At 41.2% G+C, this 22182-nt stretch carries 21 protein-coding genes; 10 read left to right on the top strand and 11 right to left on the bottom strand.

What is annotated here, in order from left to right; translation table 11 throughout:
* The first annotated feature begins 33 nt into the window (after nucleotides 1-33).
* From PSPO_RS13820 to PSPO_RS13810, 3 genes are read left to right on the top strand one after another with little or no spacing between them, the layout of a single operon-like run.
* Nucleotides 34-921: an acyltransferase gene (locus PSPO_RS13820; protein ID WP_040641467.1), complete on the top strand. Its 888-nt coding sequence runs from the start codon at nucleotides 34-36 to the stop codon at nucleotides 919-921.
* Nucleotides 921-1832, top strand: a complete 912-nt coding sequence (locus PSPO_RS13815; protein WP_010561447.1) for an acyltransferase — start codon at nucleotides 921-923, stop codon at nucleotides 1830-1832. Before PSPO_RS13820 ends, PSPO_RS13815 begins: the two co-directional genes overlap by 1 nt.
* 11 nt (nucleotides 1833-1843) lie before the next feature.
* Complete coding sequence (locus PSPO_RS13810) at nucleotides 1844-3034, top strand: mechanosensitive ion channel family protein (RefSeq protein ID WP_010561448.1); 1191 nt, start codon at nucleotides 1844-1846, stop codon at nucleotides 3032-3034.
* Here PSPO_RS13810 and PSPO_RS13805 read toward each other — a convergent pair.
* The gene (locus PSPO_RS13805; RefSeq protein WP_010561449.1) at nucleotides 3024-3965 is read right to left on the bottom strand and encodes a histidine kinase; all 942 of its coding nucleotides are present in this window, start codon (nucleotides 3963-3965) and stop codon (nucleotides 3024-3026) included. The two genes, PSPO_RS13810 and PSPO_RS13805, sit on opposite strands and share 11 nt — an antisense overlap.
* The gene (locus tag PSPO_RS13800) at nucleotides 3958-5097 is read right to left on the bottom strand and encodes a sensor histidine kinase (protein WP_010561450.1); all 1140 of its coding nucleotides are present in this window, start codon (nucleotides 5095-5097) and stop codon (nucleotides 3958-3960) included. The genes PSPO_RS13805 and PSPO_RS13800 overlap by 8 nt, the downstream gene beginning before the upstream one ends.
* A 385-nt stretch (nucleotides 5098-5482) precedes the next feature.
* Between PSPO_RS13800 and PSPO_RS13795 the strand changes: the two genes are divergently transcribed.
* Nucleotides 5483-6256 carry a substrate-binding periplasmic protein gene (locus PSPO_RS13795; RefSeq protein ID WP_010561451.1) on the top strand — a complete coding sequence of 258 codons (774 nt, stop codon included), beginning with the start codon at nucleotides 5483-5485 and terminating at the stop codon, nucleotides 6254-6256.
* A 73-nt stretch (nucleotides 6257-6329) separates the two neighbouring features.
* A complete protein-coding gene (locus tag PSPO_RS13790; protein WP_010561452.1) occupies nucleotides 6330-6971 on the top strand; it encodes a YiaD family glycine zipper/OmpA-like lipoprotein in 642 nt (213 codons plus the stop codon).
* A 58-nt stretch (nucleotides 6972-7029) separates the two neighbouring features.
* Here PSPO_RS13790 and PSPO_RS13785 read toward each other — a convergent pair whose 3' ends face one another.
* Nucleotides 7030-7377 carry a rhodanese-like domain-containing protein gene (locus PSPO_RS13785; RefSeq protein WP_010561453.1) on the bottom strand — a complete coding sequence of 116 codons (348 nt, stop codon included), beginning with the start codon at nucleotides 7375-7377 and terminating at the stop codon, nucleotides 7030-7032.
* A 2-nt stretch (nucleotides 7378-7379) separates the two neighbouring features.
* Nucleotides 7380-7568: a YgaP family membrane protein gene (locus PSPO_RS13780; RefSeq protein WP_010561454.1), complete on the bottom strand. Its 189-nt coding sequence runs from the start codon at nucleotides 7566-7568 to the stop codon at nucleotides 7380-7382.
* Nucleotides 7569-7702: 134 nt separating this feature from the next.
* Here PSPO_RS13780 and PSPO_RS13775 point away from each other — a divergent pair, with 134 nt between their 5' ends.
* Genes PSPO_RS13775 through PSPO_RS13765 form a run of 3 tightly spaced genes read left to right on the top strand, consistent with a single transcriptional unit; the run spans nucleotide 7703 to nucleotide 12377 of the window.
* Nucleotides 7703-8008 carry an ArsR/SmtB family transcription factor gene (locus tag PSPO_RS13775; protein WP_010561455.1) on the top strand — a complete coding sequence of 102 codons (306 nt, stop codon included), beginning with the start codon at nucleotides 7703-7705 and terminating at the stop codon, nucleotides 8006-8008.
* Between the two features lie 13 nt (nucleotides 8009-8021).
* Nucleotides 8022-11321, top strand: coding sequence for an efflux RND transporter permease subunit (locus PSPO_RS13770; RefSeq protein ID WP_010561456.1), 3300 nt, complete (start codon nucleotides 8022-8024; stop codon nucleotides 11319-11321).
* A 3-nt stretch (nucleotides 11322-11324) separates the two neighbouring features.
* Entirely contained in the window at nucleotides 11325-12377 is a 1053-nt protein-coding gene (locus tag PSPO_RS13765) for an efflux RND transporter periplasmic adaptor subunit (protein WP_010561457.1), read from the top strand.
* Between the two features lie 28 nt (nucleotides 12378-12405).
* Here PSPO_RS13765 and PSPO_RS13760 read toward each other — a convergent pair whose 3' ends face one another.
* On the bottom strand, nucleotides 12406-13281 hold the full coding sequence (locus PSPO_RS13760) for a DMT family transporter (protein ID WP_010561458.1): 876 nt from the start codon (nucleotides 13279-13281) through the stop codon (nucleotides 12406-12408).
* A 365-nt stretch (nucleotides 13282-13646) separates the two neighbouring features.
* Between PSPO_RS13760 and PSPO_RS21675 the strand changes: the two genes are divergently transcribed.
* Nucleotides 13647-13817 (top strand): hypothetical protein, encoded by a 171-nt coding sequence (locus PSPO_RS21675; RefSeq protein WP_157813518.1) that lies wholly within the window; start codon nucleotides 13647-13649, stop codon nucleotides 13815-13817.
* On the opposite strand, the gene PSPO_RS13755 is transcribed toward PSPO_RS21675, so the two are convergent.
* The 3 genes from PSPO_RS13755 to PSPO_RS13745 form a co-directional block, all read right to left on the bottom strand.
* Complete coding sequence (locus tag PSPO_RS13755) at nucleotides 13807-14493, bottom strand: pseudouridine synthase (protein WP_040641425.1); 687 nt, start codon at nucleotides 14491-14493, stop codon at nucleotides 13807-13809. The genes PSPO_RS21675 and PSPO_RS13755 overlap by 11 nt on opposite strands.
* A gap of 31 nt (nucleotides 14494-14524) precedes the next feature.
* Nucleotides 14525-14980 (bottom strand): NfeD family protein, encoded by a 456-nt coding sequence (locus PSPO_RS13750; protein WP_010561460.1) that lies wholly within the window; start codon nucleotides 14978-14980, stop codon nucleotides 14525-14527.
* 65 nt (nucleotides 14981-15045) lie between these two features.
* Complete coding sequence (locus PSPO_RS13745; RefSeq protein WP_010561461.1) at nucleotides 15046-15963, bottom strand: SPFH domain-containing protein; 918 nt, start codon at nucleotides 15961-15963, stop codon at nucleotides 15046-15048.
* A 149-nt stretch (nucleotides 15964-16112) separates the two neighbouring features.
* On the opposite strand from PSPO_RS13745, the gene PSPO_RS13740 reads away from it, so the two are divergent.
* The gene (locus PSPO_RS13740) at nucleotides 16113-16466 is read left to right on the top strand and encodes an outer membrane protein assembly factor BamB family protein (protein WP_010561462.1); all 354 of its coding nucleotides are present in this window, start codon (nucleotides 16113-16115) and stop codon (nucleotides 16464-16466) included.
* Between the two features lie 25 nt (nucleotides 16467-16491).
* Here PSPO_RS13740 and PSPO_RS13735 read toward each other — a convergent pair whose 3' ends face one another.
* The 3 genes from PSPO_RS13735 to PSPO_RS13725 form a co-directional block, all read right to left on the bottom strand.
* Complete coding sequence (locus tag PSPO_RS13735) at nucleotides 16492-18624, bottom strand: TonB-dependent receptor plug domain-containing protein (RefSeq protein ID WP_010561463.1); 2133 nt, start codon at nucleotides 18622-18624, stop codon at nucleotides 16492-16494.
* Nucleotides 18625-18733: 109 nt separating this feature from the next.
* A complete protein-coding gene (locus tag PSPO_RS13730; RefSeq protein WP_010561464.1) occupies nucleotides 18734-19762 on the bottom strand; it encodes a metallophosphoesterase in 1029 nt (342 codons plus the stop codon).
* A gap of 137 nt (nucleotides 19763-19899) precedes the next feature.
* Entirely contained in the window at nucleotides 19900-22050 is a 2151-nt protein-coding gene (locus PSPO_RS13725; protein ID WP_010561465.1) for a response regulator, read from the bottom strand.
* Nucleotides 22051-22182: the final 132 nt, after the last annotated feature.

Raw genomic sequence — 22182 nt, 5'->3', positions numbered from 1 at the left:
GTTCATCCAGTAAATTCGATAAGTTGCGTGATGTTGTATTATATAAGAGCCGTTATTTCACTACTGTTTTATACCGTTAATACCTTATTTTGGTTTGTGCCAATTTTTATTTCTGGGGTATTAAAACTTTTACCGATCAAGCCATGGCAAGCAATGTGGAGTGCCGTTGCTAAGTGGTGCGCGAGTCGTTGGGTTGGTACTAACAGTATTATTCAATACATTTTCACGCCAACTAAAATGGTGGTAACGGGCGATCACGATTTTACCTATAAAGATTGGTACCTAGTGGTTGCCAACCATCAATCTTGGGTTGATATTTTAGTGATGCAGCGCGTTCTGCATAAGAAAATTCCATTTTTAAACTTTTTTTTGAAAAAAGAGCTTATTTACGTGCCATTTTTGGGTTTAGCTTGGTGGGCGCTTGATTTTCCATTTATGAAGCGCGCGAGTAAAAGTCAGCTAAAAAAGAACCCATCACTGCGCACCAAAGATATGGAAACGACCAAAAAAGCGTGTGCAAAGTTCAAGCATGTTCCTGTAAGCATTGTGAATTTTGTAGAAGGTACGCGCTTTACAAAAGATAAGCATACACGCCAAAAAAGCCAGTTTGATAACTTGCTAAAACCTAAAGCGGGTGGTGTTGCGTTTGTAATGGAAGCAATGGGCGAACAACTTAATAAACTTGTTGATGTGACTATTTGCTATCCAAACGGCACACCAAGCTTCTTTGATTACTTAGCGGGTAAAGTGCCAGAGATTCGTGTGCACATTGAGGTAAAGCCTGTTTCAGCAAGCTGGGTAGGTAATTACTCGAGTGACTCAGAGTTTCGGGTGCAATTTCAAAACGAATTAAATGCGCTTTGGCAAGGTAAAGATCAGCAGCTTGTTGAGCTAAAACAACAGCAAACTGAGGAGTTCTAATGTTATCGAGATTCCTGCCAGGAGTGCTGTTAGCACCGATTATTTTTACCATTTTAGTCGGTAACGTCGTACTGTGGGGCGGTGTTATTTTTGTTATTGGTTTACTTAAAATTGTATTACCACTACAAATTATCCGAGATATTTTACACATTGCTTACGCGGCCTGGTGCAAGGGCAACTATTTAGGCGTGTGGTTGGCGTGTGACAACTGGCAAGTTGACATTGAAGGTGAGGTCGACGAGAAAGCGTGGTATTTGCTTATCGCAAACCACCAAAGCTGGCTTGATATTATGGTATTGAGTGGCTTAGGGCGTTTACCTGCACCTAAGTTCTTTTTAAAAGATGAATTAAAATGGGTGCCTTTTGTTGGTGCTGGCGCATGGGCCATGGACATGCCGTTTATGAAGCGCGTAAGCAAAGCTAAAGTGGCTAAAAACCCAAAACTTAAAGGCATGGATGTAGAGCGTACTAAACGCGCTTGTCGTCATTTTAGATTAAACCCTACAACCATTATTAATTTTGTTGAAGGCTCACGCTACACCGAAGCGAAACACAAAAAGCAGCGCAGTCCATTTAAATATTTACTTAAACCTAAAGCTGGGGGCATTGCCTTTGCCCTTGAAGTACTTGGTGAAAAAATGGATGGCTTGTTAAATACCAGTATTGTGTATCACGGAACATCCGAGACAATTTGTAAAGATATGCTGTTTGGCAAGCTCACTAAAATACATGTCGATATAAAAGTACAACCCATCTCTGCAGAGCTAATTGGTAATTATCAGCATGACCGAGAGTTTAGGGTTGAGTTTCAACAAAAACTAAATGTAATTTGGCAAGATAAAGATCTGCAAATTAGTTTAATGCAAGAAAACGAGCAGTTACCAACGATTAAACCAGCGCATTCGAGTTAAAAAGGATTTATATGAGCAAGGTAGAAAAGCTAATATCCCTTTGGGTTAAAGAGGCATTTCCACATTTAGATTGGCTGCCACAAGTGCTTTCTATTTGCTCTGGCGTATTGCTGCTAGTCATTATTTATTATGTTGCACGCTGCTTGGTATTACCGGGCTTTGAAAAACTAACCGTTTATATTTCGCCACATCGATTAGGTCAACTTAAGCCGCTATTTAGCAAACTTAATAGGCGCCTAGCGGGGTTTATATGTAGTGTGGTGTTTGTATCTGGCTTTCGTTATTTTTACTTACCTGGTGATGAAGGCGAGGTGTTTTACCGCTCAATTGGCCAAATTATTGCCATTATCTACAGTGGCTTTATTTTTAGCTCGGTTATTAGCATTGCAGGGGCTGCATATAATCAGCTGAGTTTTGCGAAAGAAGTGCCAATCTTGGGCATTATCCAAGTAGCTAAGCTTATTACCTTTATCGTAACGTCTATTCTCATCATTAGTGTGTTAATTGACGAATCTCCGGCTTATATTCTATCGGGCTTTGGTGCGCTAGCGGCGGTGCTATTATTGGTATTTAAAGATACTATTTTGGGGTTTGTTGCGAGCATTCAAATTGCCGCAAACCGACTAGTAAAAGATGGCGATTGGATCCAGTTTGACCAATACGGAGCTGACGGTGAAATTGAAGAGTTAGGGTTAAATACGGTTAAAGTACGTAACTGGGATAAAACCATTACTACTGTGCCAACCTATGCTCTTATTTCTCAGTCATTTAAAAACTGGCGCGGCATGCAAGAGTCTGGCGGCAGACGCATTAAGCGTGCAATTCACCTTGACCTTAATAGTATTCGTCTTATCGATAGTGACTTCTTAGAAACCCTGAAAAGTAATGAATTTATCACCCAAGTGCTCAGCAATGAAGAGTTAGATAACGCAAAAGCACAGAGTAATGTGAAGTTATTCCGCGCTTATGCAGAAGAGTATTTGCGCCAGCATGAGGCGCTTAATCATAATTTAACTTTAATGGTACGCGAGCTTGCGCCGAGCGCAGAAGGTTTACCGGTAGAGCTTTATTGTTTTAGTGCAGATAAGCGCTGGATCCCATATGAGCACTTACAAGCCGATATTATGGATCACTTGCTAGCAAGTTTAAACATGTTTGGTTTACGCCCTTATCAGCACGTTACAGGCCAGCTTACAGGCTAATAATCAGGCTTAATACCTTATTGTGATATTGAATGCTCGCTTGTTGGCTGGCAAAAAATTCAATGTAGTGGCTTTTAATTCGCGAAATAATAAGGCGTGGTTGATAACTAAAGCCTGTAACGCTCACAACACAATTTTGCTGTTCAAATGTAACGTTTACGTGCAGCGGTTGAGATACTTTCAAATTTAGCATATACAGCAAGTTGTAGACTAACAATGGCGGCACAGTGACCGATTGCTGTGCTAATTCTGGCGCGACCTTTACCGTTAAATCGCCTGCATTCGCTAGCCGTTGCATATATGATAATGCACTTAGCTCTTGTTGTAATTCAACTAGATCTTGTTTTCCGGCTTGTAGTTTGTAACGCAGCAGCTCAGCTAAATCGGTAATAGACTCGCTTGCCTTATCGGCATCTTTATCCATTAACGCTTCTATGTTGTCTAAACATTGATAGAGAAATGCGGGTTGAACTTGCTGCGATAGCATTTTAAGTGAATGGCTTTTAATGCGTTTTTCGATACTGGCTTTTTCTCGAATGGCCTGTGCACTGACATAACCAATAGTCCAAACAAGGCTTAAAAATAGGTTAAATTTGGTGAGTAATTTTACTAACTGCTGTCTGTCACTGGCCTCGATATACCAAATATAACTAAGCAAAGTGCTTGGCAAATATAAAATAGCGACCGTAATAATTACTGCACTCAATACCACTAACGCACGATAAAACCGCTGCTTCTGCAGCATGCGCTTGATAAAGCTGCGGGTAACAAAGTGCCAAACAGATACCAATAAAAGGGTATACAGCAACCATTCGTGAGCATATTTAAATAGTTTTTCTGGCGCAAAAAAAGTCACTGCAACTAACGGGAAAAACAAGATTAATACCGTGATAATGCCTTGTGCAACGTAATAATCGTACGACTTATTCACCTGCCTTGTCCTTTTTCAACGGGATCTGTAATTCAACGCTGAACTGGTCATCACTGCGTTCTGAATTAATTGTGAAATTATCACGATAAAGTAATGCTAAGCGCGCTTCAAGATTAGCTAACCCAGTGCGAGTGCCATCAGCTTGACGTGCGGTTTTATTAATTGGATTACTTACGGTGATTGACAGTTTTTTATCTTGCTTGGCAACCGAAATGGCGATGGTACCGCCTGAAGGAATTTGCCCGATGCCATGTTTAATCGCATTTTCGATCAAGGTAAATATACTCATACTTGGCACAAGCATAATTTCACATTCGCTAGGCACCTTTAAGTCGACATTGAGGCGCTCTTCAAAGCGCACTTTTTCAAGCTTTAAGTAATGGCGACAAAGCAACAGCTCTTGTTTAAGAGCAATACAGTGTTGTTTATTATCGAAATGGTGCTTAAACAGCTGGCGGAACTCTAGTAACAGCTTTTTAGCTTCGCTAACGTCCTCGTACAGCATCCCGCGAATGCTATTTAATGAATTAAATAAAAAGTGTGGGTTAAGTTGATATTGCAGCACATCGAGTTGTTGCTGCTTTAGTTTTTCTTTTAATTTGTGCTTATGCATAATGCCGTAAGCTTGCAGATAACACAGCATGTAAAAGCAGTAAAAAATGCTGTGTAGAAACGCTTCAACGTAAAAATATGCCGGAGCAAGTGGTTTGTCGTACCCCTTAATACTGGTGCTAATAGTGAAGGTCATATAAGAGTTATTTTCGCCCGTATGATCATAATCGGGGTCGGTTACTTGCTTTGTGCCACCTTCTATTTTAAATAAAAAGCTACCAGGCACAGAAGCTGTATGCGTGTAAGTCGCGCTGGCAAGACCTGCTAATACGCATAAAATTAAACCCGCAAAATAGGCTTTTTTGCCACTGTTTGATCTTTGCCTAATAAGTTTTAGTGGCAGATAGATAATCAGCAGTGGTAGCAAAATAATGTGTATGGTGTAGTGAGTAAGGCGTTCAGAATCAACACCCTCAACACGCAATGGGCCAAACTCCCAGATAAAACTGACAAGAAGAATAAGTGAAAACAGCAGTAAGTTTATACCTATAACTACTTTATGTTTTGTCAGCCAATGCAAGTGTCACCTAATGTGAGGGAAAAACTGTTTGCAAAATATAGCTTTTTAAAATAAATGGCAATAATTGATTGCTTATAGGGCTATGCCATAATTAATAATAGTTGCTGAACTGAGCGCTAAGTTTTGTTTTAATCCGCGCCAAATACAGCTATACCGTTGTACTACTGATAGATTAATAAGTATTTACATTTGTTTAAATATTGTAGCCTAGGGTTTTTTTGGGGTGGCTTTTTGGCTAGAATCACGAAGGTCTATTAAAATTTGTTGTTTTATTTGGTTTTATTGGGCAGTGTGTAGCGCAATATAATTGCTTAAATTACAATAGACTCTAGGTATGCAACCGCAGAACAAGGATTTTTTGCCACTCTGTAGTTAAGGCAGAATTGTGAAAATAAAATACGTAGCACCTTTTATCATCTTTGTTTCGCTTCTAATGGCAGCGCCAAGCTCTGCTAGCAGTCGTTTGGTGGTTGCTGTTGACCATGCACCTCCATACAGTTACACCCAAGGTGAAACCCGCCCCCGAGGTTTATTAATCGACATTATGATGCGCATTTCTAAGCAGCTTAATGTATCTTTACAGCTTATTCCATGTCCTATTTCGCGCTGTGTTCAGTTAATTAAATCAGGCCAAGCCGATATTGGTGGGGCGTTTATCAAAACGCTAGAACGTCAACGTGATATGGCATTTCTTGAACCGGCCTACATGGTATTGAACTCACCATTTGTATTTTATGCACAAACCGAAAGCAAAACAGTGGTTAATACATTTGGTGACCTTTACGGAAAGCGTATTGGTATTGTGCGCGGTGCTGCGCATTTTGCTCGTTTTGACAATGACCAAAAGTTAATGAAAATCGCGGTGCAAAGTGAAAAAGTAGCGATGGATTTACTTTTGAAAGGTCGTTTAGATGTGGTTATTGCTGTTGAGCAAACCGCTGACCATTCGTTGAGTGTCTTAAACCAGCCTTCACACAGGCTTAAAAAACTAACCTACCGCCATGATGAGCCGATTCTCGGTTACGCAGTGGCTTCAAAGCGTTCAGAAAAGCAGAAGTTGATCGAGCAAGTGCAAGTTGCCCTACAGGAATTAGCAAAAAGTGGAGAGTTGTCACAAATCGTTGATCTGTATGACTTACCACCAGTTGATGTGAAATAACTTCGCAATTCAGCGTTTATTCAGACATACCACACTACATTTTTATAAAACTCCAAAGATAAAGAGAGAGACAATGACTTACTTCTCGTCACGTAAATTACTGAGTGTTTCTATTTTGGCTGCGGCTGTTGCAGCGTCAGGTTGTGCTACAACCAATGCGGAAAAAGGTGCGATGATAGGTGCTGTAACTGGTGCAGTAATCGGTAAATCTACCTCTAACCACAAAAATAAACGCGCGGTGATTGGTGCTGCTGTAGGTGCTATTGCAGGTGCCGCGATTGGTGATTACATGGATCGTCAAGAAGCAGAAATGCGTGAGCAGCTTTCAGGTTCAGGTGTTGAAGTAGTCAGGGAAGGCGATAACTTACGCTTAGTGATGCCATCAAATATCACTTTTGCGAGCAATCAATCAACCATTACGCCGCAATTTCACGACACCTTAAACTCAATTGCGAATGTATTGAGCCATTATGATAAAACGTTTTTGAGCATTGAAGGGCATACTGATAGCAGCGGTAGCGAAAGCTATAACCAAACGTTATCAGAGCGTCGAGCACGCAGTGTGCAGCAATACTTAGTTAACCAGTCAATTATGCAAGCGCGTTTATCTGTTGTTGGCTACGGTGAAATGCGTCCAGTTGCGAGCAATGAAACCGCTTCTGGTAAAGCCAAAAACCGCCGTGTTGAAGTACAAATTGTACCTAACCAAGCGTAATTAAAGCCGTACCTTATCAGCTAAATTAAGGCTTCCAATCGGAAGCCTTTTTTGTGCTTTAGCAAAAGGTATCACATACATTTTCAGCTTTGCAGCTGATCACTGTTACCTTGTTATAACCAATACGTTGCAGTTGTTCTGCCGCTAAAGTAGCACGTCCGCCCGTTGCACAATGCAAGTAAATTGGGCGTTCTGCGTCTTTTTCAATTTCAACCAACTTCATTTCGAGCACGCCACGGGGAATATTAATAGCACCTACTGCATTTTTAATTGCGTGCTCAGCGGGTTCACGCACATCAATAAGTAAGCCATTGTTCTTGGCAATTTCACTTTTTGCTTGTGCAGCATCCATTTTTACTACATGTTCAGATGCAAGTTTAATAAGATCTGGAATAGTTTTCAGCACGGTCAATCCTCCAAGCCAAATTTACGAAGTATCGTCATCATTGGGCACCACTTAGTAAACGCTGACTGTAATAAATTAACAGCGATAAATAGCGTGAAAAAGATCCAGTTGGGGTGCACAAAGTGCGTTAGTAACAGTGACACTATCAGCATCACACCGGCAATTAATCGTAGTGCATCATTTACTTTCATTCGAATAACCTACTTAAAAGTGGAGTTGCATTTAAATATATTAGAAAAACCTAAATTAGTAAATTCTAATATTAGACTTTTCTAATATAACAGCTTATACTTTGCTCAAATTTGAGAATAAAGAATTGACGCCTATGAATTTAGATATGGACAAAATGCTTGAAAATGCAGCAGAAGCCGAGCAGTTTTTAAAATTGATGGCAAACAAAAATCGTTTAATGATCTTGTGTACATTAAATCAAGGTGAGCTAAGTGTTAGCGAGTTGAACCAAGCTGTACCATTGGCGCAATCTGCATTGTCACAGCATTTAGCGAGTTTACGTAACTCGGGCTTAGTAGAGACGCGTCGTGAAGCGCAGACTATTTATTATCGTATCGTCGATCCGCGAGTGAGCGCCATGTTAAGCGCGCTTTACGATATGTTTTGTCAGCCTGAATAGCAAGGACGGTGTCATGAGTACATCACACCCGATTGATCGTTTAGTAGCAAGTTCACTGCAAGGGCGTGTTCCACTGGTGATTTTTATTTTCGCTTTGTTAAGTGGCGTGTTAGCGCTTAAATTCACCGCGCGAGAAGAAGAACCACAGATAGTGGTACCTATGTTGGATATTCTGGTATCGGTGCCAAATATCAATGCCAATCAAGTGGAACGACAAGTAACTATTCCCCTTGAAAAACTGTTGGCGCAAGTGCCAGGTGTTGAACATGTTTACTCAGTAACACAAACCGGTGGAACAACCGTTACGTTACGCTTTTATGTAGGCGAAGACCGCGAAAAAGCGATTTTAAACACTTACAATAAATTGTATGCCAATCAAAATTCTATGCCGAATATAGTGGCGAATTGGCAAGTAAAGCCAATTGAAGTTGATGATGTAGCTATTATGATGCTCGGCTTATGGAGTGAGCAGCCGCAACTTTATGATGATTATGAATTACGCCGCATTGCACAAGAAGTTTCAACTCACTTACAAGCGATAGACGATACCTCTGAAGTAAAGGTTATTGGTGGTCGCCAGCGCAGCATGCAAGTTTACTTAAATACCACTAATCTTGCTGCATTTAATACAACCGTAATGGATGTTTATAACGCGATTAATGTGTCAAACCAATTAGCAGCGGTTGGTGTGCAGGTATCGAATAGTGAATCTGTAGTGCTTGAGGTGGGTGATGTATTTAGACAAAGCGATGAATTAAATCATTTAGTAGTTAACGTAATAAATGGTAAGCCCGTGTATTTATCGGATGTTGCAACAATTCAAGATGGACCAAGCGAAGCAACAAGTTATCAGTGGTATAGCGAGGCAAGTGCCAATTCAGCCGATCACCCTATGGTGACGATTAGTATTGCGAAACAAGCAGGCAGCAATGCTGTTAACCTTGCCAACAAAGTACTAGAAAGTATTAATGCGTTAAAAGGGCAGCTGATACCCAAACATGTCAATGTTGCAGTACTGAGAAACTATGGCGAAACGGCAAATGAAAAAGTTAATAACCTTGTTTCGTCATTAGCATTCGCAGTATTTACCGTGGTGGTATTTATCGGTGTCTTTTTAGGTTGGCGACCTGCCATTGTTGTTGGTTTAGCTGTGCCGATTTGTTATGGCTTAACACTTATTTTGGACATGGCCTTTGGTTACACCATTAACCGAGTCACCTTATTTGCGCTGATTTTATCACTGGGTTTACTGGTAGATGACCCAATTACCGGCATCGATAACATTAAACGTTTTATGCTAAAAGGCGACGGTAAAACGAGTCAGATAGTGGCCGCTATGAGCGAAATTCGCCCAGCTCTAATTATGTCTACCGTAACCATTGTTTTGGCGTTTGTGCCAATGGCCTTTATTACCGGCATGATGGGGCCTTATATGGCACCGATGGCGTTTAATGTGCCAGTTAGTGTGATTGTGTCTACTTTGGTTGCGTTATTCGTCACTCCTTGGTTAGCAAGTAAATTACTTAAAGATTCTACTAAACAACAAGAAAGCAGTAATAGTGGCGACCTATACCATAAAATTTTAACGCCAATTCTAGCGTCGAAATCGCGTGCTAAAACAGCGTTATGGCTAACGCTGGGGCTTTTCATTGCCAGTGCATTACTACCTGTTTTTCGCACTGTGCCGCTCAAATTATTGCCTTTCGATAATAAAAATGAAGTGCAAATACTTATCGACTTACCTGAGTCAGCCAGTCTAGAGCAAAGTGCAGCGCTCTCTGGCGAAATTGCCCAACAAGTTAAGCGTGTTGCGGAAGTTAAAGCGGTTGCCGTTTATGTCGGTGAGCCCAGTGCAATCGACTTCAACGGCATGGTTCGCCAATACTATATGCGTACGAGAGAAAATCTCGCGGAAATACGCGTATTGCTGGTAGATAAAAGTGAACGAGAACATCAATCTCATGGTGTCGTCTTACGCTTACGAGAATTACTTGCGCCATTTAATAAAGATGGCGTGAATGTAAAAGTTGTTGAAGTACCACCTGGCCCACCGGTGTTATCAACGTTAGTTGCCGAGGTATACCGTGACCCATTTGTTGCACTCGAACAGCAACAATTAGCGGCACGCAATATCGCGGTGCGTTTGGCAAGTGAGCCACATGTAGTGGAGGTTGATACCACAATGCAGGCAAAGCAACAGATTAATCGTTTTGTGGTAGATAAAGAAAAAGCCGCACTTTCTGGTATCGCAACGGAAGATATTAAACGCACATTAATGATTGCAGGATTCGGCGTAGAGGCTGGCAGTATCGCCAATCAATATGAAGCTGAGCCGCTGGCAATAAAATTACGCATACCTTATCAAACGCGCAACCAAGCTAGTGAGCTTGATGGTCTGTATATTCGTGGCCGAGAGGGCATTGCGCAAACCGATTTAGGGCTTGGTTTAGAAGCTGCGCCGCAACCATTAGTTGCCTTAAGTGAATTAGGCCAGTACCAAACGTTGAACGTTACTCAGCCTATTTATCGTAAAGACTTACAGTCAGTGATTTATGTCACCGCCGAGTTAAATGGCCGCGCGCCTGCGGAAGTAGTCGCAGATATTAATGCTGATCAACGTGAACAACTTAACGATCAGCAAACAAGCCATGTTGCTTGGCAAGAACGTCATTATCTTAATAACGGTGGTGGTGAGTTATGGTCAATTCCACAAGGCACCTGGCTTACGTGGAGTGGTGAAGGCGAGCTAAGAATAACCGCGCGCGTATTTAGAGATATGGGTATCGCGTTTGCTTTTGCGCTCACGGGGATCTTCTTTATTTTACGCTTACAAACCGGTTCTTATGCGTTGTCGGGTATTATTATGTCGGCTATTCCGCTGACTGTAATTGGTATTATGCCGGGCTTTTGGTTAATGAATCAGTTTGGTGAGCGAGAGATTGCAGCGAGCCCTGAACCTGTTTTGTTTACCGCAACTGCGATGATTGGCATGATAGCGTTGGCCGGTATTGTGGTTCGCAATTCACTTATTTTGGTTGAATTTATAAGTGCTGCACGTGCACAAGGTGCTGCGATAAAAGAAGCGCTATTAATGGCAGGCAGTGTGCGCATGCGCCCAGTATTGCTCACCGCTGGTACCACATTACTTGGTAATTTAGTGATTATTCTTGACCCCGTATTTAGTGGTTTAGCGCTCGCGATTATCTTTGGCATTATTTCCTCTACCTTATTCAGTTTGATCATTGTGCCCGCCGTTTACTATCTGGTTTTCGACGACACAAAAAACAGTGCGCAAGACGCTCAGGAGCAATAAATCATGACAAAAAAAACGTTATTAATTCCGGTTGTTGCGATTCTCGCGTTAGTGGCAATGATCATTATGATGGCGGGTGGTTTCAGCGACAAAATTGCGCCGAGTACAGCATCGCCTCAATTACAAAATGTGCAAACTATCACTATTGAACCCTACGCTTATACCGATAGGCTTTGGTTGCCAGCCAACCTTATTGCAAAGCAAAACACACAAGTAGCGAGTCGTATTTTAGCAAATGTGACCTCAGTAAATGTTCGTGCTGGCGATATGGTGCAAGCAGGTGATGTGATTGCTGAGTTAGACAACCAAGATCTCAAAGCGCAAGTGCGTCAAATTGAAGCGCAGGTTGAAGCCGTTTCGGCTCAGTTAACGCAAGCGTCTTTACAACTAAAACGTAATAAGGCGCTTCGTGAGCAGGGGTTGATCTCTGTTAATGATCTGGATTCTGTGCAGTCTACATTTGATCAATTACGAGCAACCAAACTAAGTTACGAGCAGCAGCGTGATCAAGCTAATGTAACGCTAGCTTACAGCAAGATCATAGCACCGATAGCAGGTAAAGTGGTTGATCGTATGGTTGAACCGGGGGATTTAGTGAATCCGGGGCAAGCCGTTGTAGCGCTTTACAATCCGAGCAGTATTCAAATTAGTAGTTATATTCCTGAAAGCCAAGCGGTAACCCTAGCCTTAGGTCAAGCGTTGCAAGTGGAACTATCGGCATTGCAGCAAGTAAGAACTGCGCGGATCAGTGAAATTGTGCCGCTTGCTGACAGCGCAGCTCGCAGCTTTGAAGTTAAACTCGATTTAGCGGGTGATAATCTTGATGGTTCGGGTTTGATGCCTGGGATGTATGCCAAGGTGGGTATTGATAAGGCCACACGCGATGTTATCGCAATTGATAAGCGATATATTCAGCAATTTGGTCAGTTATCAAAAGTGTCGGTATTGGAAAACAATCAAGTAAGCGAGCGATTTGTGCGTTTAGGTCAGCAGCTTGATAATAATCTGGTGATTATTATCTCGGGTTTATCTGCTGGCGAAAAATTGGTTATTTAGCTTATTGATTTAGCTGCCCTCTAACTTGCTATTGCCACATTACTAAAATAGCAGCGAGTGCAATGAGTATTAAACCGAGCAACTCATTTTTGCTTGGTTTTTGTTTTAGCCAAAATATCGCAAGTAAAATAGTAAACAGTACTTCTATTTGCCCCAGCGTTTTAACATACGCGACGTACTGTAAACTCATTGCACTAAACCAGCCGATTGAACCAATACAACTCGTTACACTAATGGCGAATGTGGTGGGCAAGTGCTGTTTTAATTTGCTAAATGTATGCCTTTCTTTTATCGCAATGTGCGCAATTAAAATGATACTTTGCAGTGTTAATACCCAGAGTAATACCCATGCAGCACTGTGTGGGAATGGTAAATCAAGGGCAATACTGGCTTCACGTACTGAAAGAGAGGTTAAAGCAAATGCGCTGCCGCAGCCCAAACCAATCAGCACGGTTTTTAATTGAAAGCCTTGATTGAACTTTAATCCACTTAAAACAAATACTGCCAAAGCGCCAATCAACACGCCAAACCAACCGAGCGGTGTAAGTGCACTACCAAAAAATAATGCACCTAAAATAGCGGCAACAAGCGCCTCACTTTTTGCCAGCCCAGCACCAATTGCGAAATTTTGTTGTTTAAATAAAACCACCATAAGTGCTGTCGCAAGGATTTGCATGCCTGCAGCAATGGCAACATAACTTATGAACTGACGGTTAAACTCGGGGTAGGCGATTGGCTCAAATTGATAGAGCAAAACAAGGTAGGTAAGCGCTATCGGAGTGGCAAATAAAAAACGCGCTGAGGTTACACCGAGCGTGCTGACATCTTTACTTAACTTACTTTGCAGGCCATTGCGAAACGTTTGCATAAATGCTGCTAACACAGTAAAGAAGACCCAAAGCATTAATAAGTACCTTAATCAACAAAATAGCATATTAACAGGTATTGCTAGGCTAGGTCGGTGAATTGCCATGGATGTGAAAAAAATTCATTAAAAGTGCGACATTATGTCGCAGGCAGGTTTTTATAACTGTTTTATACTCTGTTTTGTAGCTCGCTCATTGCTACATATTTTCCACACAATGCTATTGTTGATTTGCCGCAAGTTTTGCGGCTTATTTTTTCTTAGCTCGTCTATTTTTTTATTCTAGATCAAAGTTTTTTCGGTCAAAAAATCTAAGCTACACCCAGCTTATATAAAGCTTACTCTTTTTTATTAATGTTTGAATCAACCCCTGATTTGGTTTAGCACAACAGCAAGGAATTGTTATGAATACCAATAAATTTTTAGAGCTTTCTTGGGAATACTTAGACGTAATTGTAACGACAGTATTTTTTATTGGCACTATGGCTTATCTAGCGATGAATGGTATGGAAAAAGCGTTACTACCGGGTGGTTTGATAGCAAGTCTTTATATGTATGTTCGATTCAGGAAGTAATTTGGGCTTTTGCTATTTCACAGTACTTGCCGGGTGTAAGATTAAGCTCGGCAAGAGATAAACTTGCTATTCTTACTCTCTTTAAATCAATCACATAATTACCACAATATTTTGTCATGCGGCGGATCTGACGGTTTAGCCCTTGCGTTAATATAATACGAAATTGCGTTTCGCTGATTTGCTCAACTTCACAGCGGCGGGTAATAACGCCTTTTACAGGCACGCCACTCATCATTTGCTGACAAAACTCATCGGTAATAGGTTTACTCGTGGTGACGATATACTCTTTTTCTTTATCAAAGTCAGGATGATTGAGTTGTTGGCACAGCTCTCCGTCATTTGTAAGCAGTAATAAGCCGTGAGAATCTTTATCTAAGCGTCCGATTGGAAACAGCCTGATTTGTTTTGGCAGTAAATGCACTAGGCTAGTGGGATCGCTCTCAATAAGCTTGCAGTCAACGCCAATCGGCTTATAAATCGCGTAATAGGACTTTGTTGTAACCGGTTTAATCTGCTGACCGTTGACCTCAATAACATCACTGGCATCAACATGGTCAATATGATTTGCTGGGCGACCATTGACGAGCACGCATTTATCGTCAATTAAGCGAGAAGCTTGGCGTCTTGAACACACGCCAGCATCGGCAATAAATTTTGCCAATCGTATTTTGTTCACGAAATGTAATTTATCCCGAGTGCAGGTTAGTTTAGTTAATTGTAGTAATTTGCAGGCACATGCTATCAGCATCGACAACCTTGATACGGCTGCCTTTATTTATCTGACCTTCAAATGTCACTTTCCAAAACGTATCGCCTATTTGAATACGGCCATGTCCACCGCTTAAGTCGTGCTCAACTACCAGTTCGCGGCCTATCAGGCTGGCTGCGCGTTGATTCAGTGGGCCGTGGTCAGAACGGTTGTTAAATTCTTTAAAGTATTTCCAGTATGCGATAGAAAAGCCAAGCGCAGACAGTGCAAACAAAACAATTTGTGTTTGCCAGCTTAGTTCTGCAAATAACGCGTTAATAATCGCAAGCAAAAAAGCAGCAATGGCCGTACCGAGTAAAAAACCAGATGCACCTAATGCTTCGGCACCAAGCAGCAATAAGCCGAGTGATAACCAGTGCCATGGTTCTAAATTATTTAATAGTTCCGAAATCATAACTGCTCCTAAAACACAGCACAGCGGCAAGCTGTGCTGTTGTTAAGTATACATGTTTGTAATGTTTATTTCTTGCCAAACGCTTCTTTTGCAATTTCAGCAACACCAGCAATCGAGCCGAGCATATTGCTTGCTTCTAGTGGGATCATCATTACCTTGTTGTTATCTGATTCGGCTAATTTACCTAGTGATTCCATGTACTTTTGTGCGATGAAATAATTAATTGCACGCGAGTCACCATTTTGAATTGAATCAGACACTAAGCGAGTTGCTTCGGCTTCTGCTGCCGCTAAACGTTCACGTGCTTCAGCTTCGCGTTTAGCTGCTTCTAATTGACCTTCGGCTTTTAAAATTTCAGCTTGTTTTTGACCTTCGGCAACCTTAATTGCTGCTTCACGCTCACCTTCAGCTTCTAAAATATTGGCACGCTTTTCACGTTCGGCTTTCATCTGACGAGCCATGGCATCCACTAAGTCCATTGGTGGTGCTATATCTTTGATTTCGATTCGGGTTACTTTTACACCCCAAGGATCGGTTGCTTCATCTACCTTTACCAGCAGTGAACCATTAATCCGATCGCGGTTCGAAAGCATTTCATCAAGCTCCATCGAACCAAGTACTGCACGGATGTTGGTCATTACTAGGTTACGCATAGCGCGTTCTAAGTCATTTACTTCATACGATGCTTTAACTGGGTCAAGTACTTGATAGAAACATACTGCATCGGTAGTAACTTGTGCGTTGTCTGATGAAATGACTACTTGTGGTGGTACATCAAGTACTTGTTCCATCATATTTTGTTTACGGCCAATGGTATCTACCAATGGGATAATTAACTGTAGGCCTGGCGGTAAAGTTCGGGTGTATTTACCAAAACGCTCTACCGTATAGGTGTAGCCTTGCGGCACCATTTTTACCCCTAGGGCTAAAATAATAAATACGACGGCTAAGCCAATTATTATCGTAATATCAAACTGTTCCATAATTGCATCTCCTGTTTAACAGGCTTCAATCTAACGTTTTTTAACATGAAATAACAGATTTAATGATGAGTGGGGAATGGCAGTGTTGAATGGTCTTTGCTTTTTCAATGAAATCGCGCAAGCTGGTATTGACACTAAAAGGAGGGTTTATGAATTATCTTATTTTGGGTATTAATGGAAATGTTGTTGCAATTAATAAAGACGATGGCAGTGAGCTTTGGCGTAAAAAGTTAAAATCAGGAGTAATCACTGTAGTAAGTAGCGATAATACCAAGGTGTACGCATCTTCCTCTGGCCATTTATTTTGTTTAGATAAAGCTACAGGCGAACAGATATGGACTAATTCGCTAAAAGGCTTGGGTTACGGCACATGTATTATCGATGTCGGTAATCACGCAGCGTCTGTAAGCGGAACGGTTGCGGGTAATGCAGCTATTGCAGCAACCACGGCAGCGACAACAGCAGCTATTGCGGCGTCGGGCAGTGTATCTGATGGTGGCTAATGGCTATCATCTAAATTTTGGTGAGCTAAAACTCATAACTCAATGTTGCCCGAACATTGCGTCCTGCCTGTGGGTATGGGTGTAATGTTGTGCCCCCTTGCTGATACTCGGCATCCAGTAAGTTATGCGCAGTTAATGCTAGGTTTAAGCTGTTACTTAACTGATAATCAAGGGCTGCGTTGAGTAATATAACGTCATCGACTTTATAATTAGGCGCATTAAAATTAGCACCTTGATTTGGATAAGGATCGCTAATTTCTTGGCCATTCGAAATAATATGAATGGGTGATGTTTGCTCACCAATGTAGCGCACAGTGAGGCTTGCATTTGCATCTTCAAAAATTGGCCAGCTGGTAACTAAGTTTGCCGTGATGCTAGGTACATTATTAATATCATCACCGCTCGTGGCAAAGCGTTCAGAGTCAATAACCGCTTGATAACCCAAAGTGGCATGCCATGTAATATTACGCTTGGTAATACGAGATTCTAACTCTACACCCCAAGTGGTTAAGTCACCGGCATTAGAATAATTAGGCTCATTTGCACCAGCGTAATTATCGCGAAAGATAAAGTCATCGAGCTGATTGTAAAATACATTAACGGCGCCATAAAACTGATGTTCAGGTAGCTTTATGCTAGGTGTTAGTTGTAATGAGGCGAGCTTTTCGGGTTTAAGTGTTTGCGCGCCACGAAATGAGCTTAATGTACTAAAGCGGTTCCAATAGGTTGCGTCGACAAACGAAGTGGCATAAGACGCTTTAAAATTATAGCCGTTTTCCCCTTGGTAAATAATCGCCAAACGTGGGCTAAAATCGTCAATATTATCGCTGCCAATCCGATTTTTTTGATCGTACCTTGCACCTGCGTTTGCCAGCCAACGTTCTGACAATCTGTATTTAACTTGTGCAAATACTGAATAAATCGATTCGCTGCTTTCTTTTAACAGTGGTGTTTGCTGATCAGCCGGAAGGTAATCTTCACCATTTAGCGATGCTTTGAAATCAGAATCGGTTACTTTCATATGATCTAGCTGTAAACCGACCAAATAATCCCATTTACCAATACGTTTACTGAGGTGAGTTAGTAGCCCTGAAGAGCGTTCCTGCCAATAAACGCGAAGGGCATTATTGGTTGTTGGCTGTGTTACCACAACCGTATCTACTTCATTTTGATCAAAATAAAGCTCTTGATGCCACTGCCAATCAAATAAAGTATCGCTGTGATTTACATTGAAGTGTGATGCGGTGTAACTAAAGCCTGGTCCCGTACCTTGGTATTTACGGATTTTGTCATACACATAACCTTCGCCACTAAGGCCGCCCGTTGTAAAGGGTTCAACATAATGTGAGCGTCTAGTGTTGGCGAAAATGCGCCAATCTTGGTAGTTAAGTTTAGCGCCAATATCATATGTATTGATGTCTTGATAAGCTCCTAGGTTCGCTTCTGCATCAACAATCGGGTTGGGTGAGTAATTGTCTTGTGGGGAGATTGCGTGTGTTTCACCTTCTGCAGAAAACACTTGTGCCCATGCCAGTAAATCCCAGCTATCACCTTGTTTATCATAGGTTACACTGGCTTGTTTATGCCCTTGATTCCCGACAGTTACAGCTAGTTTGGAGTTTTCGAGCTCTGTAGCTGATTTTAAAATGATATTAACGGTGGCTGTGAGTGCCACATTGCCATAAATTGAACTCGACGGCCCTCTTAGCACTTCTATTTGTTTTATTTTGTCGAGGCTAATGGCGTAGTCGGGTGATGCCATTGAGTAGCTTCGGCTGTTTAGCCTGTGGCCATCAATCAAGAATAATATTTTTTGTTGTGAAGACGTAAATACCCCGCGAGCTGCAATGTTAGGTTCATTTTGATCTTCAACATGGGTGATGTTTGGTACATAGGTGACGAGCAAATCTTTAATGTTGCGAGCACCTGATTGCGAAATCATATTTGCGGTAATTACGGTGACCGGAACAGGCGCCTCACTCAGTGTCTCTTTTGTTAGAGACGCAGAAGAGACCTCGACATTGAGCAGTTGTTCTAATGAGAGGCTAAATAAGTCATTGTCCTCACTGGCTGTTAAAAATGATGAATTTAGCGCTAGCAACAAAGTGCTGGATAGTGTGAGCCATTTTTTTGTTTTGTTGGTGTTCGCTAAATTCATTTTGCCACTCTTAACACTTGAGTATGTTTGTAAATACCTGAACTCAAATAAAAAGCCTTAAGGCTTGGGATGACTTAACATCTTGCCATATTTATAGATTCGCGCAAGCTTATTGCAATGGCTTTTGCTCGCCCGACATTAAACCACGTTTGAATTCGCCATTTTGCCAAAGTAATATTTCGCCTTTTTCTCCTCGCTTGATTGAGCTATCAATCGCGATGATTTTGCTGTCAAAGCGTGTTTCAATGGTTGGCATTGAGGTATGACCTACAATAACCTTTTTAGCATTAAGTTGTGATAAAACGGCATCGACTTGTGTAGCGTTGAGCGTGTCATCTCTAAAGTAGCCGCGGTACCAAATAGGGCCGTTACTGCCATGTAGTGTTAGCCACGTTGGGTTTTCTTTTAACGCTTTTTTGCCTAAACCAATAGTTTTACGAAACTCACTATTAGCTTGCTCTAAGCTCAGTTTAAGGTCTAAGAAGTCTTGGTGAATGCCGCCGTGTAGAAAAATAAAACCATTGATATTAATGATCGTCGACTTGCTGCGCAGCCAGCGGCCTAATACGCTGTTGTTACTGTATTGCTGACGTAAGTCGTTATTAAAGTGCGATACTGAATGCACATATTTCGGGTGCAAATATCGTTGATCATCACGTAGTACCATGTATTCGTGATTACCTAGCAGGTAATGAAGCTTTCCGCCCGCCGCTAATGCCTGTTGTTCTAATTTATAAACTAACCACAGCGCTTCAGTAACTGTGTCGCCACGGTCAAAAATATCACCGGTAATCACCAAATGCCCTTTACCGAAAGACCAATTTAGAGATTGATCGATAACCTTGTTATTCACTAATAAGGTTTTGAAAATATCAAACTGCCCATGGATATCACTGATTGCCGCAATCTTTTCGACGCTCTGAAAGTTGTCGATGCGATTTGCGTTGAAGGTTGGCGTTATTGTGAGTGGGCCATTGTACTCTGACACCGTTTTTTTATTGGCAACGATATCAATGCGTTCAATTTTATTATTGTTATAAAACAGATATGGGCCATCGTTGTATAGCGTGGACGCACTGAGTGCGCCTGAAAAGGCGATGCTGATAAGTGCAGAAACAGCAAACCAAGATTGAGTCATAACATTTTCTTATATGATTATTAGTCGATGCCTAGCGTGGCGAAGCCGTGGCGAACACGCAACTCTTTCTTGCTCGTTTTTATATCTATTTTATATTTAAGCCATTTTAATTCTTTGAATTTAAATGATTTTGCTGTTTATAGTTGCTCGCGTGCATACTTTAAATAACTTGTTAAGCTTTGCTGCCAAAGTTGTTTTAAATATTCGTTATCAAATACTAACTTGTTATTTAGTAAGTCTCGTTCACTTTGTTTTAGTGCCAATCCGAAACGGTTAAAGCCTAGTTGTAATGCGGTACTGGCTAAGCGATGTAAGGTGCGAATTGTTTCATCAGTTTGTTTTTCAAAACCTGTTTCGCAGCGTGCCAGTTTGTCGCGTAGCGACATAATAAATTCATCGTAAATGGCATTAAACTCTTCTTGCGCAAAAGATGCACTCAGGCTTTGTGCTGCGCTTGCATCAAATAATATGTCTTCGACATTCTGGCTGGTTTGCGAAAAAGACTGTTGTTGCGAGTTAAAAATGGCTTGGCGCAGCTTTTCGAGTTTAATTGGCTTGCCGACAATATCTTTGATGCCGAGCGTTAAATACTCTTTTACCTCGTCCGGGCTTAAGCTTGCGGTAAACGCTAAAATTGGCGTGTGAGAATTGATATGGTCAATGTCGTTTAGTTTCTTTACAACCTCCTGACCTGAGAAATCAGGTAAATTCATATCGAGTAACACTAGGTCAAATGCCTGTTTTTGTAGTATTTGAATCGCTTCTTCGCCGGAACTTGCCAGTGTGACTTGGTGTTGATCCATCGCCATAAACTCAATTGCGAGCTTTTGATTTAATGGAAGATCTTCAACTAGTAATACAGATAATCCAGTTAGTGTATCGGCTTTTTCTTTGGTTTGTTCAACAAGGCTTAGCTCTCCAAGACTAAAGCGAATATCAAAACTAAAACGGCTACCTAAATCGAGTGTACTTTCAATATTGAGCTCGCTCTGCATTTTGTTAAGTAACCGCTCACTTATTGCTAACCCTAAGCCAGTTCCACCTTTTATTTTTCCAGCATCACTTTGAACATAAGGTTCTTTTAATTGTTCAATTTCTGATGCCGCAATGCCTGGGCCTGAATCTGTTACGGTAAATCTTACAATATGCTCTAGAGGCGCTTTAGAAAGAACTTCAACCGACAGTGTAACTTGGCCTGTGTCGGTAAATTTAATGGCATTTCCCAGTAAATTAATCAGTACTTGGCGCACGCTTTGTTGGTCAAAGTAATAGCACGCTTTTTTCGGCAAGTTATTGTTTAGTTTGAAATCTATGCGTTTTTGTTGGGCGAGAGGGCGATATAACAAGCATAAGTTTTCTAACCAAGGTGTTAGCTCTATGTCTTCCTCTGTTCCTGTTTCAGCATTTTGTTCTAAACGTGCGTAATCAAGTACTTTGCCAATTAGTAAGTTGAGTGATTCTGATGAATTGATGATTGCTTCACAGTAAGGCTTCACTTTGGCGCTAGGTGATTGGTTTAAAATTAATTGAGCACTACCCATAATGCCGTTAAGTGGGGTTCTTATTTCATGGCTCATGGTACTTAAGAATAAACCACGTAGCTCCGCATCTTGCTGGGCTTTATCTTTTAGGACTGAAAAGTGAAGAGCTTTTCGTTCACTGCATAAATAGGCCATACCTAGTGCGTAAAGTAATGGGCTGACAATGCCCGTAACCATAGCACCTATCGCAAACCATTCATGTTTAAATAATTCGGGTGTGCCTAGCGGCATAAGATAGTAAGTACGAATTGGGTATACGGTTATGAAAATAAGCGCGTGGCATAAATAGATATGTTTAGAGAAGCGGTGATTTGACGTATCCATTGTGAACATAATCCATAGGATCATAACGCCTTCAAGAAACCGCTGAAGGTTAAATATTAGTAATCTATTGTGTGCATTTGATTCGCCATAGGTATACCAAGAAAACATGATGATGCAGCAGACAGTCACCAGGTTAAATAGCTTTATAGCGATACTGTTAATCGCAAAAAAACGCTGTAGGCAATGAATACTTAATATCGAGCAGCTCAGAATGATTAAACTTGCAATACCCGCTTTTATATCGATAACGCGATATAAATAAAGAGAGTAACTAAACAGAGCTAGTAACATTAAGCTCGGTAAAAGCAGATTGGTAAACGCCCCATCGACGCTTTTATTTTCTCGCCAAACTTGAAAACTAATAAACCACGAGAGTAATAAAACAACGCCACTAACAATGTAAAGGGTATTTAAATCAAGCATATCAAGATTTCTGTAAGCTGTATTTAGCTATGCTATCTTAACGGTGGCTAAAAAAGCAAAAGGCAAACATTAATTGCTCGCCTTTTAGTTATTGGATTGGGATGTCATAACTAAGATTAGTTATGTTGCTTT

The sequence above is a fragment of the Pseudoalteromonas spongiae UST010723-006 genome, from assembly GCF_000238255.3.
In the GTDB taxonomy this organism is placed as follows: domain Bacteria; phylum Pseudomonadota; class Gammaproteobacteria; order Enterobacterales; family Alteromonadaceae; genus Pseudoalteromonas; species Pseudoalteromonas spongiae.
This window is presented reverse-complemented; position numbering and strand designations above follow the sequence as displayed.